The sequence below is a fragment of the Streptosporangium sp. NPDC023615 genome, from assembly GCF_040640155.1.
GTDB lineage: Bacteria > Actinomycetota > Actinomycetes > Streptosporangiales > Streptosporangiaceae > Streptosporangium.
Map to the genome: position 1 here is coordinate 1 of NZ_JBFABE010000107.1, position 13,735 is coordinate 13,735.

Here is a 13,735-nt window from a genome sequence, read left to right on the forward strand (position 1 = left end):
GCCTCGCACGTGGACCACGCGCGGGCCGTCCTGGACTCGACCCCCGGCCCGGCCGACACCGTCGTGGTCGAGGTTCCCTCGTCCGCGGGCCTGTACGACGACCCGGCCGCGGCCACCTCCCCCGCCCACTCCGTCCCGCCGCAGCCGGCCGCCTCCGGCTCCGCCACCGCCTCGGTCGCCTCTCCCGCCCGTTCCGGCGTGCCCCCGCAGCCGTCGCTCTCGGACGTCTCCACCCGGCCGACCGTGCCCGCCTCGTCCATGCCGCGGATCGACCAGGACCTTCCGGGCGAGGCCGGCGCCCCTGCCGTTCCGGTCAGCGGCGAGCACCTGACCCCGGCCCCGCAGGCCGCTTCGGACCGGTCCGCCCCGGCGGGACCGGAGAGCGCCGAGCCCCAGGTCCCCGTCCAGGGAACCTCCCCCGACCGGCCCGCCGCGTCGGCCGCCCAGGACCGGCCCCGCTCCTGACCCGCGTACGAGAACCCGGTGGGCGCCCCGGGGCAGGGGCGCCCACCGGGGCGCGGGGGGCGATCAGCCCTTGACGCTGCCGGCCAGCAGGCCGCGGACGAAGTAGCGCTGCATCGACAGGAAGACGATCAGCGGGATGACCAGCGAGACGAACGCGCCCGAGGTGAGGCGCTGCCACTCGTTGCCCTTGGTCCCGGCCATCTGCGCCAGCCGCACCGTCATGGGGCCGCTCTCCGGGGTGCCGCCGGCGAAGATGAGCGCCACCAGCAGGTCGTTCCAGACCCACAGGAACTGGAAGATGGCGAAGGTGGCCAGCGCCGGCCCGACCAGCGGCAGGACGACGGTGCGCAGGACCTTGCCGTGGCTGGCCCCGTCCACCCTGGCCGCCTCCATCAGCTCGCCGGGCAGCTCGGACATGAAGTTGTGCAGCAGGAAGATGCCCAGCGGCAGCGCGAAACAGGTGTGGGCGAACCAGACCTGAACGAAGCGGGCCGGGCCCTCCAGCTCCCAGGCGGGCATGAGCTGGACGCCGAGGACGGACACGCCCTCGGAGAAGAACGACAGCAGCGGCACCAGCGACATCTGCAGCGGCACGATCTGCAGCGCGAAGATGCCGATGTAGACCCACTCCCGGCCGCGGAACGGCAGCCAGGCCAGCGCGTAGGCGGCGAAGGTGGCCAGGGCCAGCGGGAAGAGCACCGACGGGATCGTGATGACGATCGAGTTGATCAGGAAGCTCATCATCTGGCCGGAGGACGAGGAGGTGCCGAACAGGACCTCCTGGTAGTTCTCCAGGGTGATCTGCGGGTCGGCGAAGAACGTCCACCACCCGGTGGTCTTGATCTGGTCCTCCGGGCGCAGCGAGGAGAGCAGCAGCCCGAAGGTCGGGGTGGTCCAGAGCACCGCGATGGCGATCGCCACGGCGCCGGCGACCCGGCCGCTCAGCCGCCGCCGTACGCGCTGCGGCGCGGTCTCCGCCCGGGGGCGCACCGCGGTCCCGGTCAACGTGGCCACGGGTCCTCCTTCGTCCGCCGCGTCCCGGCGGTGCCCTGCCGGCCTGCTCGTCCGGTCATCGGAGGGCCTCCCTGCGCTGGCGGATCTGGTAGATCACGATCGGCAGCACCAGCACGAACAGGAAGACCGCCAGGGCCGCGCCCCTGCCCGTCTCGCCGTACCGGAACGCCTGGTTGTACATCTCGTTGGCGATGACGCTGGTGTCGAACTGGCCGCCGGTCATGGTGCGGACGATGTCGAACAGCTTGAGCGTGGCGATCGACTGGGTGACCATCACCACGATGACGGCCGAGCGGATGGACGGCAGCGTCACCTGGAAGAACATCTGCGCCGGAGTGGTCCCGTCCAGCTTGGCGGCCTCGACGATCTCGGCGGGGATGCCCTTGATGGCCGCCGACAGCACCACGGTGGCGAACCCGGCCTGGATCCAGACCATGACCACGATCAGGAAGAGCGTGTTGAGCGGCGGCTCCTGGAGCCACTGCTGCGGCTCGCCGCCGAAGGCGACGACGAGCTGGTTGAGCAGGCCGATCTGCTCCTGCTCCTCGGAGCGGTAGGCGTAGACGAAGCGCCAGATGATGCCCGCGCCGACGAAGGAGATCGCCATGGGCAGGAAGACCAGCGACTTGGCGAGCGACTCGAACCGGGTGCGGTCCACCAGGACGGCGTAGAGCAGCCCGACCGTGGTCACCAGGATCGGGACGAGCAGCACCCAGACGAGGGTGTTGCGCAGCACGGTGAGCGCCTCGGCCTGGGTGAACATCCAGCCGTAGTTGTCGGTGCCGACCCAGCTCTGGCCGTCGCCGCTCATGAACGACAGCATGGAGGTCCGGATGGCCGGGATGATCAGGCCGATGGTGAGCAGCAGCACGGCGGGAAGCAGCAGGATCGCCGCGTGCATCCAGGCACGGCGGCGCATCGGGACGCGGTCGACCAGGATCAGGACCACCGCGACCACGACGAGGAAGGCGGCGACGCCGATCAGGAGCTGGACGAGTTTGGGAAGTTCGGCGGCGAAGTCGAAGTCCATCGAAGGATCTTTCGGAAGGATCGGACCGGGTGGGTGACGACCCGGCCCCGCGGCGGGCGGGGCCGGGGTCGTCGGTGGGTCAGGACTTCGGCCAGGAGGCCTCGATGTAGTCGAGGACCGTCTTGGTGTCCTTGCCGTTGATCCAGTCGGTCATGCCCTTCCAGAAGGTGCCGGCGCCGACCGCGGCCGGCATCTGGTCCGAGCCGTCGAAGCGGAAGGTCGCGTTCGCGTCCTGGAGCATCTCCATGGAGAGCTTGTCGATCGGGTTGCGCGCGTTGGCCGGGTCCACGCCCTTGCGGGCGGTGACGTAGGTGCCCTGCTTCATCCGGGCCACCGGGAACTCGGCGGAGGCGAGGTAGGCCCGGACCGCCTGGACCTCGGGACGGTCGGCGAAGGCCACCACGAACTCACCCGCGCCCAGCACCGGCTTCTTGGCCGGGTCGTTGCCGGGCAGGTAGAAGGCGAACACGTCGCCGTCCTCGGCGACCTCGGTGCCCTCGGGCCAGAAGTTGGCGTAGAAGGACCCCTGGCGGTGCAGGGCGCACTTGCCCTCGGTGATCGGGACGCCACCCTCCTGGAAGGCGGTGCTGGCGATCGACTTGACCGGGCCGTAGCCGCCGTTGACGAACTTCTCGTTCTTGAGGATCGCGCCGACCTTGTCCACCGCCGCGACGACCTTGGGGTCGTTGAACGCCAGCTTGTGGGTCACCCAGTCGTCGTATCCCTCGGGGCCGACCTCGCGCAGCAGGATGTCCTCGATCCAGTCGGTGGCCGGCCAGCCGGTCGCCTCACCGGACTCGATGCCCGCGCACCACGGCTTGACGCCGGTGCCGGCGATCGTGTTGGTGAGCGTCATGAGCTCGTCCCACGTCTTGGGGATGGCCCAGCCCTTCTCGGTGAACATCCCCGGCGAGTACCAGACGAGGGACTTCACGCTGGCGCCCAGCGGGGGGCCGTAGAAGACGCCGTCGACCGTGGAGTACTTGGCCCAGTCGGCCGACCAGCCCTCGGCGGCGAGCTTCTTGACCTCGTCGGGGGCCGGCTTGAGCTTGCCCGCCTTGGCGAAACGCTCCACGAGGCCGGGCTGGGGCATGAAGGCGATGTCGGGCGGGTTGCCGCCGTCCGCGCGGACCTGGATCTGGGCCTCGAACTCGCCGGTGCCCTCGTAGGTGATCTTCATGCCGACGCAGTCGGCGAACGGCTTCCACGACTGCTCGAAGCGGTCGGCCTCCACGTCGCGGATCGGCGCGTAGATGCTGACCTTCTTGCCCTCGTGCTTGCCGTACTTGGTGAACTCAGCGCATTCGGGGGCCGCGGCCGCGCTGCCGCCACCGTCCGCGGCGGGCTTGGACTCGCTGGAGCCGCACGCGGTGGCGACCAGCGCCAGCCCGATGCTGCCGGCCACCAGGGCGGCACGACTGGGCCGAGAGAGGAGCGACATGGACCTTCCTCCATATGTACTTGCCGGGGAGCCTGAGAGCGCTCTCTGGAAGAATTGTCGGCACACAACGCGATGTCAACAACCGTGATATTACGGTTACAATCGTGTTTTTATTGACATGATGTTTGCTGTACGGTGATGCTCCAGAGAGCGCTCTCACGCGACGGCCTAACAGAATGGGGCGGTGAGGACATTGACCATGTCCGCCGAAAAGTCCTTCGAGCTTCAGGACTCCGGCGTGCTGACGTTCCCCGAGGGCTTCGTCTGGGGTGCCGCCACCGCGGCCTACCAGATCGAGGGCGCGGCCCGGGACGACGGCAGGGGTCCATCCATCTGGGACACCTTCTCACGGACCCCCGGCAAGGTCCATGCGGGCCACACCGGTGACGTCGCGTGCGATCACTACCACCGCTATCCCGAGGACGTCGCGATCATGCGCGACCTCGGCCTGCACGCCTACCGCTTCTCCGTCTCCTGGCCCCGCCTGCAGCCCGACGGCTCAGGACCGGTCAACCCGCGAGGCCTGGACTTCTACGACCGTCTCGTCGACGAGCTCCTCGGCGCCGGCATCACCCCCGTCGTGACGCTCTACCACTGGGACCTGCCGCAGACCCTCGAGGACCGCGGCGGCTGGACGAACCGGGAGACGGCCCACCACTTCGCCGACTACGCCGCGATCGCGCACGCCCGGCTGGGCGACCGGGTCGAGACGTGGACCACCCTGAACGAGCCCTGGTGCTCGGCCTTCCTGGGATACGCCTCGGGCATCCACGCCCCCGGACGCGCCGAGCCCGCGCTGGGCTTCGCCGCCGCCCACCACCTGCTGCTCGGCCACGGCCTCGCCACCGCGGCGCTGCGCGCCTCGGGCGCGCAGAAGGTCGGCATCACGCTCAACCTCGCCCCGGTGATCAGCGGCGACGCGCCGGCCGACCGGGCCGCCGCCGAGATCGTCGACGGCCTGCAGAACCGCGTCTTCCTGGACCCGGTGCTGCACGGCGAGTACCCCGCCGACGTCGTCGAGCGGGCCCGGCGCTTCACCGACTGGTCCTTCGTCCAGGACGGCGACCTGGAGATCATCGGTGCCCCGATCGACCTGCTGGGCGTGAACTACTACACCCCGCAGACCGTGGCCGCCGCCCCCGGGGAGGCCGCCAACCCGGCCTTCCCCGGCAGCGAGGGCATCGCCTTCGGCGGGGCCGACGCGCCGAGGACGGCGATGGGCTGGGCGGTCCAGCCGTTCGGCCTGACCGATCTGCTGGTGCGGCTCTCCCGCGACTACCCGGGCACCCCGCTGATGATCACCGAGAACGGCGCGGCCTTCGACGACGTCGTCGAGGGCGGGCGGGTGCGCGACACCGACCGGCTGTCCTACCTCGACGGGCACCTGCGCGCCGCGCACGCGGCCATCGAGGCGGGCGCGGACCTGCGGGGCTACCTGGTCTGGTCGCTGCTGGACAACTTCGAGTGGGCCGAGGGCTACAACAAGCGCTTCGGCGTGGTCCACGTCGACTACGGCACCCAGCGCCGCATCCCCAAGGACAGCGCGCGCTGGTACAGCGAGGTCGTCCGCCGGAACGGGCTGTGAGAGCCCGTCCGACACTGGAGAAGGTGGCCGCCCGGGCCGGTGTGTCCCGGGCGACCGCCTCGCGCGTGGTCAACGGCTCCATGCGCGTCGCTCCGCAGATCCGCGAGGCCGTCACCCGCGCCGTCGAGGAGCTGGGCTACGTGCCCAACCAGGCGGCACGGAGCCTGGTGACCCAGCGGGCCGACTCGATCGCCCTGGTCTTCCCCGAGCCGGCCACCCGCGTCTTCTCCGAGGACCCGACCTTCTCCGGGATCATCCGCGGGGTCAGCATGGAGATCGAGGAGGCCGACAAGCAGCTCGTGCTGATGCTCACCGGCCTGTCCGGCGGCTACCAGCGGGTCGAGCGCTACGCCACCAACGGTCACGTGGACGGGGTGATCATCGCGTCCATGCACGGCACCGACCCGCTGCCCGGCGTCCTGGCCAGGCGCGGCGTGCCGGTGGTCTGCAGCGGCCGCCCCAGCGTGCCCAGCAGCCTGCCGTACGTGGACATGGACAACGTCGGCGGCGCCGAGCGGGCGGTGCGGCACCTGGTGGAGGGGGGCCGCCGCCGGATCGCGGCCATCGCCGGACCGCAGGACATGATCGCCGGGATCGACCGGCTGGCCGGCTACCGCTCCGTGCTGCGCGACTCCGACCGCCGCTCGATCATCGCGGTGGGCGACTTCACCCGCGACTCCGGCACCGCGGCCATGCGCCAGCTCCTGGCCGACGACCCCGAGATCGACGCGGTGTTCGTGGCCAACGACCTGATGGCGCTGGGAGCGATGCTCGCGCTGCGCCAGGCCGGGCGCCGGGTGCCCGACGACGTCGCGCTGGTCGGCTTCGACGACATCCCCGCGGCGTCCTACGCCGAGCCCGCGCTGACCACGGTCAGGCAGCCGACCGAGGAGATGGGGCGCCGGCTGGCCCGCATGGTGCTCGACCTGGAGGAGAAGGCCCAGGTGATGCTGCCCACCGAGCTGGTCGTCCGCGGGTCCACGACGCCGCCCTGACCACCGGGCCGATCGTCCACGGGTCCACGACGACGCCCCGGCCGTCGCGCCGGTCGTGCCGGTCGCGTCGGTCGTGCCGGTCGTGTCGGTCGCCCGAGGGCCTACGACGAGGCCCTGACCACCAGCTCGGTGGGCAGGATCGCCGGTTCGGCGCTCTCGCCCTCCAGCAGGGCGAGCAGCAGCCGGACCATGGCGGCGGCCTGCTCGGCGTGCGGGTTGCGGACGGTGGAGAGCGGCGGATCGGTGTAGCGGGCGGCCTCGATGTCGTCGAAGCCGACCAGCGCGACGTCGCCGGGCACCCGGCGCCCGGCCTGGCGCAGCGCGTGCATGGCGCCGATCGCCATCAGGTCGTTGGCGGCGAAGACCGCGTCGATCTCGGGGTCGTCGGCCAGGAGCTGGCGCATCGCGACCGCGCCGGACTCGCGGGTGAAGTCGCCCACCGCGATGATCGAGCGGCGGTCGGAGTCGCGCAGCACCTCGCGGTAGCCGGCCAGCCGGTCCTGCCCGCCGATCATGTCCAGCGGCCCGGCGATCGTGGCGATGCGCCGCCTGCCGCGCTCCAGCAGGTGCCGTACGGCCGTGGCGGCGCCGGCGGTGTTGTCGCTGTCGACGTAGGGCATCTCGACCGGCACGGCCGGGCGCCCGTAGGAGACGACCGGGGCGCGCAGCCGGGTGAGCGCGACCGGCAGCGGGTCGGCGCCGTGGCTGGAGACGAGCATGACGCCGTCCACGTGACCGCCGGCGACGTAGTTCTCCACCCTGGCGTGGCTCTCGGGGGACCCGGCCAGCAGCAGCACGACCTGCTTGCCCGCGGCCTCCAGCTCCAGGCTGGCCGAGCGGATGACGGTGGAGAACATCGGGTCGTCGGAGAAGACCCGGTTGGGCGACTCCGACACGACCAGCGCGACCGAGTTGGTCCGCTGGGTGGCCAGGTTCCTGGCCGCCCCGTTGGGCACGTAGCCCAGCTCGTTCACCGCGCGCATGACCAGGTCCCGGATGTCGGCGGTGACCGTGGTCTGGCCGTTCACCACCCGGGAGACGGTCGACCGGGAGACCCCGGCTCGGGCGGCGACCGCCTCCAGGGTGGGTCGTCTCATCGTGCTCCCCTACGGTCCTCGTCGTTCCCCTACAGCCCGTTCCGCGCGATGACCTCGCGATACCACAGCGCGCTGTCCTTGAGCAGGCGCCGCTGGGTGGCGAAGTCGACGTGCACTATGCCGAACCTACGCCGGTACCCCTCCGCCCACTCGAAATTATCCAGCAGGGACCACACCAGATAGCCCCGCACGTCGGCCCCGTCGGCGATCGCGGCGTGCACGGCGCGCAGGTGGCCTTCCAGGTAGGCGGTCCTGCGCGTGTCGTGGACGCGCCCGTCCTCGACCACGTCGTCGAACGCCGCACCGTTCTCGGTGATCATGAGACCGACCTCGGGATAGTCGTCGGACAGGCGCACCAGCAGCCGGGACAGGCCGCTGGGCACGATCGGCCAGCCCATGGCCGTGGCGGGCACGCCGTCGGCCGGGCAGAACCGGACGTCCTCGCTGCCCGGCCAGGCCGCGTCCGCCGCCAGCCCGGGGCCGGCCTCGACCACGCACGGGTTGTAGTAGTTGACGCCCAGCACGTCGATCGGCTGGTGGACGATCCCCAGGTCGCCGTCCCGGACGTGGCCGAGGCCGCCGTTGCGGTCGACGATCCCCAGGAATCCGGCCGGGTACTCCCCGCGCAGCGCGGGCTCGGTGAACTGCCGCACCAGCAGGGTGTCGATCCGGCCGACCGCCTCGGCGTCCGCCTCGGAGAGCCCGGCGCCGGGGTCGGACACCTGGGCGGGGGTGATCACCGGCGAAAGGTTCAGCACCAGCGAGATCTCCCGCGCGCCGGCCTCGCGCAGGGCCCGCGCGGCCAGCCCGTGCCCGAGCATCAGGTGGTGCGCCGCCCGGAACGCGGCCGCGGCGTCGGTCCTGCCCGGCGCGTGCACCCCGTTGCCGTGGCCGAGGAAGGCCGCCACCCACGGCTCGTTGAGGGTCGTCCAGTGCCCGACCCGGTCCCCCAGCCGCTCGTGCACGGCAGCGGCGTACTCGGCGAAGCGGTAGGCGGTGTCGCGCTCGGGCCAGCCGCCCGCGTCCTCCAGCGCCTGCGGCAGGTCCCAGTGGTAGAGGGTGGCGTACGGCGTGATGCCCGCCCTCAGCAGCCCGTCCACGAGCCGGTCGTAGAAGTCCAGGCCGCGGGCGTTGACCGGGCCGCCGCCCGCCGGGCGGACCCGGGGCCAGGCCACCGAGAAGCGGTAGGCGGCCAGGCCCAGCTCGCCCATCAGGGCGATGTCGCCGGCGTGGCGGGCGTAGTGGTCGCACGCCACGTCACCGGTGTCGCCCCCGGCGACCCTGCCCGGCGCGTGCGAGAAGGTGTCCCAGATCGACGGCCCGCGGCCGTCCTCGTGGACGGCCCCCTCGATCTGGTAGGACGCGGTGGCCGCGCCCCAGACGAAACCGGTGGGGAAGTCCGCGCCTCCCTCCGTGAGGGTGGCCCCCCGAGTGCCCACGACGGTCATCCCTTCACCGCTCCCTGCATGATTCCTCCGATGATCTGTTTGCCGAGCAGGACGAACACCAGCACCAGCGGCAGCGTGCCGAGGGTGGTGCCCGCCAGGCCGAGGACGTAGTCGTTGACGTATCCGCTGGCCAGCGTGGACAGGGCGACCTGGACCGTCGGGTCCTCGGGGGTCAGCACGACCAGCGGCCAGAAGTAGTCGTTCCAGACCGACATGAAGGTGAGCATGCCGAGCACCGCCGCGGCCGGGCGCGCGGCCGGGAGCACCACGTGCCAGAACAGGCCCCGGGTGGTGCAGCCGTCGACCCGGCCGGCCTCCAGCAGCTCGGTCGGCAGCGCCCGGGAGAGGTACTGGGTCATGAAGAACACGCCGAACGCGTTGACGAGCGCGGGCACGATCAGCGCGTACATGGTGCCGGTCCACTCCAGCTTCACCATCAGCATGTACAGCGGGATGATGCCGAGCTGGGTGGGGACCATCATGGTCGCCACGGTCAGCAGGAGCAGCACGTTGCGGCCGCGGAAGCGCAGCTTGGCGAAGGCGAACCCGGCCAGCGTGGAGAAGAACATCACCGCGATCGCGACCGACCCGGCGACCAGCACGGAGTTGAGGATCGCCAGCGCGAAGGGCACCGTGTCGAAGACGCGGGCGACGTTGGCGAAGAAGTTGCCACCGGGCACCAGCGGCGGCGGGACCTCGGCCAGGGCGGCGTTGTCGCGGGAGGCGACCACGACGCTGTAGTAGAGCGGCAGCAGGGAGAAGAACGCCACGGCCGTCAGCGTGAGGTAGGTGAGCCTGCGGGCGGCGTCGGAGCGCCGTGCCCCGGAACCGGGGCCGGAACCGGGGCCGCGCCGGCGTCGGGCGGGGGCGGGCCCCGGCGCGGACTCCGGCGCGGGGGCCGGGGCGTGCACGGGGGCGTGGCCGGGGAGATGTGCGGGGACGGGGCTCGGGGTGGGAGCGCTCACGTCAGCCCTCCCTTCGCGCGGCGGGTGAGCAGGTAGTTGACGCCGGCGACCACGACGATGAAGACGAACATCATCCAGGAGATGGCCGAGGCGTAGCCGAGGTCGAGCTTGGTGAAGTTCTCGTAGATGAGCAGCGCGAGCGTCTGGTACTGCCGGTCAGCCCCGCCGGAGATGCTGTACGAGCCGAACAGCAACGGCTCGGCGAGGATCTGCATGGCGCCGATCGTCGAGGTGATGACGACGAAGACGATCGTGGGCCTGATCATCGGGACGGTGATCCTGCGGAGCTGGGTCATCCCGCTCGCCCCGTCGATGGTCGCCGCCTCGTAGAGCTCGCGCGGCACGGCCTGCATGGCCGCCAGGAAGATCAGGGCGTTGTACCCCGTCCACCGCCACATGATCATGATGGAGATGGCGGAGTGCGAGGTCAGCACCCCCTCGTTCCAGGCGACACCCTCGACCCCGAAGAGCGAGAGCATCCAGTTGATCATGCCGAAGTCCCGGCCGAAGAGCTGGCTGAAGATGACCACCACGGCGACCACGCTGGTCACGTTGGGCAGCAGCAGCGTGATGCGGAAGAAGGTCTGCGCCCGCAGCGGCCGGTTCAGCAGGTGGGCCAGCCAGATGGCCAGCAGCAGCTGCGGGACGGTCGAGAGCACCCCGATGGACAGGGTGTTGAAGGTGGCGTTCCAGAAGTAGTCGTCGGCGAGCAGCGTACGGAAGTTGTCCAGGCCGACGAAGGTCTGCTCCTCCGACAGCAGCGTCCACTCGTGCAGGCTCACCCAGGCGGTGTAGGCCAGCGGGAACAGCCCGAAGGCGGAGAACAGCAGGAAGAACGGGGCCACGTACGCGTACGGGGAGCCCTTGACGTCGAGCTGGTGGACCAGGTGGCGGCGGAGGCGCGGTCGCACCGGTCGGTTCGGTGGGACCGCCGCCAGGCGGTCGGGAGCGCGGGTGGCCACCGGCGGCTCCTTTCGGCGAGTCGTTGGGGGGCGGGGAGCGGGCCGCTCGCCGTGTACGGGGAGGGCCGTCACCGAGGCCGGACCGGTCGATGTGGGACCGGGGCGACGGCCGGTGCGGGGCCGACCGGTGCGGGGCCGACCGGCGGGAGACCGGCCGGCCGGCGCGGGAGGGCGGCTACTTGATCCGGCTGACGTCCTTGAGCGCCTGCGCCCAGGCCTCCTCGGCGTTCTGCTTGCCCTGCTCGATGCGCTGGAGGCCGTTGCCGAACGCCAGCAGGACGTCACCGGCCTTGGGGCCGGCGGGCTGCGGCTTGAGCGCCTTGGCCGCGTCGGTGAAGATCTTGCCGATCGGGGCGTTGCCGAAGTACGGGTTGACGTAGTCCTTCACGGCCGGGTCGTCGTACAGGGCGGGCAGCGAGGGCAGCGCGCTGGCGTCCTTGAAGAGCTTGATCTGGCTCTCCTTGCTGGTCAGCAGGTCGATCAGCTCGGCGGCCTCCTTGGGGTGCTTGCCCTGCTTGGGCAGCATCAGGTGGGTACCGCCCTGGTTGCCGCCGCCGCCGGGCACCGCGGCGATGTCCCAGGTGCCCTCGCCGGGCTTCTGGTCCTTGATCGTGCCGGTCTTCCAGGCGGGGCAGACCATGGTGGCGAAGGTGCCCTTGGCGATCCCGGTGTTCCACGGCGGCGTGAACGCCGCGAGCTTGGCCGACAGCCCGCTGTCGATGATCTTCACGGACATGTCGTACGCCTTGCGCACCTCGGGGTTGGTGGCGGCGACGATGTTGTACTGGGCGTCGTAGAACCCGACGGGGGCCTGCTCGACCATGGCGCGGAAGTGCTCGCCCGGGGCATCGGTGAACTTGGCGCCCTCGACCTTGGCCTCGACGAACTTCTTGCCGGTCTCGACGTAGGCGTCCCAGGTGGGCCAGAGGGCCGACACCTCGTCGCGCTCGGTGGGCAGGCCGGCCTTCTTGAACAGGTCGGGGCGGTAGCACATGGCCAGGCCGCCGACGTCGGTGCCCAGTCCCATCAGCGAGGAGCCGTCGTTGGAGACGCCCAGCTTCCACTTCCAGTCCAGGTACTCGCTCTGGCGCCTGTCCAGGCCGTACTCCTTGAGGTTGTGGAACTTGGCGGGCACCGGGGTGAAGGCGCCGATGTAGCCCCCCTCCACCGCGACCACGTCGGCGGCGCCCGCGCCGGTGGTCAGCTGGGTGATGAGGTTGGTGTGGTGGTCGTTGAACTGCGCGCGGCGTTCCACGATCTCCACGTTGGGGTGGGTCTTCTTGAACTCCTCGTACAGCGGCGCGTAGTGGAAGTCACTGAACAGCCCGACGGTCAGTTTGATCTTCTCGGCCGGCTGGGAGGCCGTCCCACCGCCTTCGGCGCCGCCACCGCCGCCACCGCCGCAGGCGGTCAGGCCGAGGGCCAGGGCGGAGACGGCGGCCATCGAGGTGAGGAACCGGTGGCGTGAGTTGAGCATGGAACCCTCCCAGGGTTCTCATAAGTGATCATGGAGAGAGCGCTCCCTGAGCAGATTGATACCAAGTGCCGCACCTGTCAACGGTCCCCGGACGTCGAGACGGGCGAACGACCCTCTCTCAGACGGAGAGCGCCCTCCGGTTTCTGAGGGAGTTTCTCCAGGTCAAATACCTAAGAAAGCTTACTTTTGGAGGACGCGGAGGCGATCTACGACGGACAGGTCACATTAAGGTCGCGTTTCCGGGGTGTTCCACGGCGGCGAGACAGACCTTGACAGCGGCTGCTGACATCGTCACCCTCTCAATCAGAGAGCGCTCCCTTACGTCTCTCCACGGTTTCGCGTCCGTCGCCGCCGCTGGTCCGCGGTGCGGGCCGGTGAGCGCGACGCGAGAACCACGCCGTCCCGGTGTCCCCCTCGACGGTCCCGGACCCCGTAGAGTCGTCCGGCGGCCGGAAATCGACCGGCGCGCATCCGAGCGAGGAGAAACACGTGGCACTGGAGAAGCCGGAGATCGACTTTCCGGAGGGCACCCCGCCGTCGGAGCTGGAGATCGTCGACATCGTCGTAGGGGACGGCCCCGAGGCCACGCCGGGGCAGCAGGTCACCGTGCACTACGTCGGCGTCGCCTTCTCGACGGGCGAGGAGTTCGACGCGTCGTGGAACCGGGGTGACACCTTCCAGTTCCCGCTGGGCGGGGGCCGGGTCATCGCGGGCTGGGACCAGGGTGTCGCGGGCATGAAGGTCGGCGGCCGCCGTCGGCTGACCATCCCGCCCCACCTGGGCTACGGCAACGCCGGCGCGGGCAGCCGCATCAAGCCGGGCGAGACGCTCATCTTCGTCGTGGACCTGCTCGGCGTGAGCTGACGCCCCGGGTCCACGAACGGCACGCACCGGGCCGCCCTCCCTCGCGGGGGGGGGCGGCCCGGTGCGTCGGGACGTCACGTATCCGTCCGTGAACGTCCGGGCCACGGTGGATACGTCCGGGGTCCTGTCGCGGGGAGTTGTTAGGCTGACCCCTGTGTTGTTGATCGATCTCGCGCGCACCTCGGCGGCCGTGACCGCGGGGTCCGCCCGGCTGGCGAAGATCGCCCACCTCGCGGAGCTGCTCGGCCGGGTCACACCGGACGAGGCGGAGATCGCCATCGCCTACCTCTCCGGTGAGCTGCCGCAGCGCAACGTCGGCGTCGGCTGGAAAAGCCTGCAGGACCCGCCCGAGCCGAGGCTCGCGGCCACCGCCACCCTGCGCGAGGTGCACG

The 13,735-nt window shown here is 70.9% G+C and carries 11 protein-coding genes and 2 pseudogenes; 5 read left to right on the top strand and 8 right to left on the bottom strand.

Features of this window, described 5'->3' with window-relative positions:
* A pseudogene (locus tag AB0G16_RS36965) lies at window positions 1–465 on the top strand (hypothetical protein); the annotation flags it as partial.
* A gap of 63 nt (window positions 466–528) precedes the next feature.
* Here AB0G16_RS36965 and AB0G16_RS36970 read toward each other — a convergent pair.
* The 3 genes from AB0G16_RS36970 to AB0G16_RS36980 form a co-directional block, all read right to left on the bottom strand.
* A complete protein-coding gene (locus AB0G16_RS36970; RefSeq protein ID WP_362815444.1) occupies window positions 529–1,479 on the bottom strand; it encodes a carbohydrate ABC transporter permease in 951 nt (316 codons plus the stop codon).
* 55 nt (window positions 1,480–1,534) lie between these two features.
* Window positions 1,535–2,509 carry a sugar ABC transporter permease gene (locus AB0G16_RS36975; protein WP_362815445.1) on the bottom strand — a complete coding sequence of 325 codons (975 nt, stop codon included), beginning with the start codon at window positions 2,507–2,509 and terminating at the stop codon, window positions 1,535–1,537.
* A 79-nt stretch (window positions 2,510–2,588) separates the two neighbouring features.
* Window positions 2,589–3,950, bottom strand: a complete 1,362-nt coding sequence (locus tag AB0G16_RS36980) for an ABC transporter substrate-binding protein (RefSeq protein ID WP_362815446.1) — start codon at window positions 3,948–3,950, stop codon at window positions 2,589–2,591.
* A 199-nt stretch (window positions 3,951–4,149) separates the two neighbouring features.
* Here AB0G16_RS36980 and AB0G16_RS36985 point away from each other — a divergent pair, with 199 nt between their 5' ends.
* Together AB0G16_RS36985 and AB0G16_RS36990 are read left to right on the top strand one after the other, a co-directional pair.
* Window positions 4,150–5,535 carry a GH1 family beta-glucosidase gene (locus AB0G16_RS36985; protein ID WP_362815447.1) on the top strand — a complete coding sequence of 462 codons (1,386 nt, stop codon included), beginning with the start codon at window positions 4,150–4,152 and terminating at the stop codon, window positions 5,533–5,535.
* Window positions 5,532–6,530, top strand: a complete 999-nt coding sequence (locus AB0G16_RS36990) for a LacI family DNA-binding transcriptional regulator (protein ID WP_362815448.1) — start codon at window positions 5,532–5,534, stop codon at window positions 6,528–6,530. Before AB0G16_RS36985 ends, AB0G16_RS36990 begins: the two co-directional genes overlap by 4 nt.
* Window positions 6,531–6,631: 101 nt before the next feature.
* Here AB0G16_RS36990 and AB0G16_RS36995 read toward each other — a convergent pair whose 3' ends face one another.
* From AB0G16_RS36995 to AB0G16_RS37015, 5 genes are all read right to left on the bottom strand, one after another.
* Window positions 6,632–7,627, bottom strand: a complete 996-nt coding sequence (locus AB0G16_RS36995) for a LacI family DNA-binding transcriptional regulator (protein WP_362815449.1) — start codon at window positions 7,625–7,627, stop codon at window positions 6,632–6,634.
* Window positions 7,628–7,656: 29 nt separating this feature from the next.
* Window positions 7,657–9,075 (bottom strand): GH1 family beta-glucosidase, encoded by a 1,419-nt coding sequence (locus AB0G16_RS37000; RefSeq protein ID WP_362815450.1) that lies wholly within the window; start codon window positions 9,073–9,075, stop codon window positions 7,657–7,659.
* A complete protein-coding gene (locus AB0G16_RS37005) occupies window positions 9,072–10,040 on the bottom strand; it encodes a carbohydrate ABC transporter permease (protein WP_362815451.1) in 969 nt (322 codons plus the stop codon). Before AB0G16_RS37005 ends, AB0G16_RS37000 begins: the two co-directional genes overlap by 4 nt.
* Complete coding sequence (locus AB0G16_RS37010) at window positions 10,037–11,002, bottom strand: sugar ABC transporter permease (RefSeq protein WP_362815452.1); 966 nt, start codon at window positions 11,000–11,002, stop codon at window positions 10,037–10,039. Before AB0G16_RS37010 ends, AB0G16_RS37005 begins: the two co-directional genes overlap by 4 nt.
* 175 nt (window positions 11,003–11,177) lie before the next feature.
* A complete protein-coding gene (locus AB0G16_RS37015; protein WP_362815453.1) occupies window positions 11,178–12,479 on the bottom strand; it encodes an extracellular solute-binding protein in 1,302 nt (433 codons plus the stop codon).
* A gap of 489 nt (window positions 12,480–12,968) precedes the next feature.
* Between AB0G16_RS37015 and AB0G16_RS37020 the strand changes: the two genes are divergently transcribed.
* Window positions 12,969–13,343 (top strand): FKBP-type peptidyl-prolyl cis-trans isomerase, encoded by a 375-nt coding sequence (locus tag AB0G16_RS37020; protein ID WP_362815454.1) that lies wholly within the window; start codon window positions 12,969–12,971, stop codon window positions 13,341–13,343.
* A 154-nt stretch (window positions 13,344–13,497) separates the two neighbouring features.
* Window positions 13,498–13,735 (top strand): annotated as a pseudogene (locus tag AB0G16_RS37025) (ATP-dependent DNA ligase); the annotation flags it as partial.

What these genes read in the sequence shown, in the direction of transcription:
- AB0G16_RS36975 (WP_362815445.1), bottom strand. Translation starts at nt 2,509, where the DNA reads ATGGACTTCGACTTCGCCGCCGAACTTCCCAAACTCGTCCAGCTCCTG.
- AB0G16_RS36985 (WP_362815447.1), top strand. Translation starts at nt 4,150, where the DNA reads ATGTCCGCCGAAAAGTCCTTCGAGCTTCAGGACTCCGGCGTGCTGACG.
- AB0G16_RS36995 (WP_362815449.1), bottom strand. Translation starts at nt 7,627, where the DNA reads ATGAGACGACCCACCCTGGAGGCGGTCGCCGCCCGAGCCGGGGTCTCC.
- AB0G16_RS37000 (WP_362815450.1), bottom strand. Translation starts at nt 9,075, where the DNA reads ATGACCGTCGTGGGCACTCGGGGGGCCACCCTCACGGAGGGAGGCGCG.
- AB0G16_RS37015 (WP_362815453.1), bottom strand. Translation starts at nt 12,479, where the DNA reads ATGCTCAACTCACGCCACCGGTTCCTCACCTCGATGGCCGCCGTCTCC.
- AB0G16_RS36980 (WP_362815446.1), bottom strand. Translation starts at nt 3,950, where the DNA reads ATGTCGCTCCTCTCTCGGCCCAGTCGTGCCGCCCTGGTGGCCGGCAGC.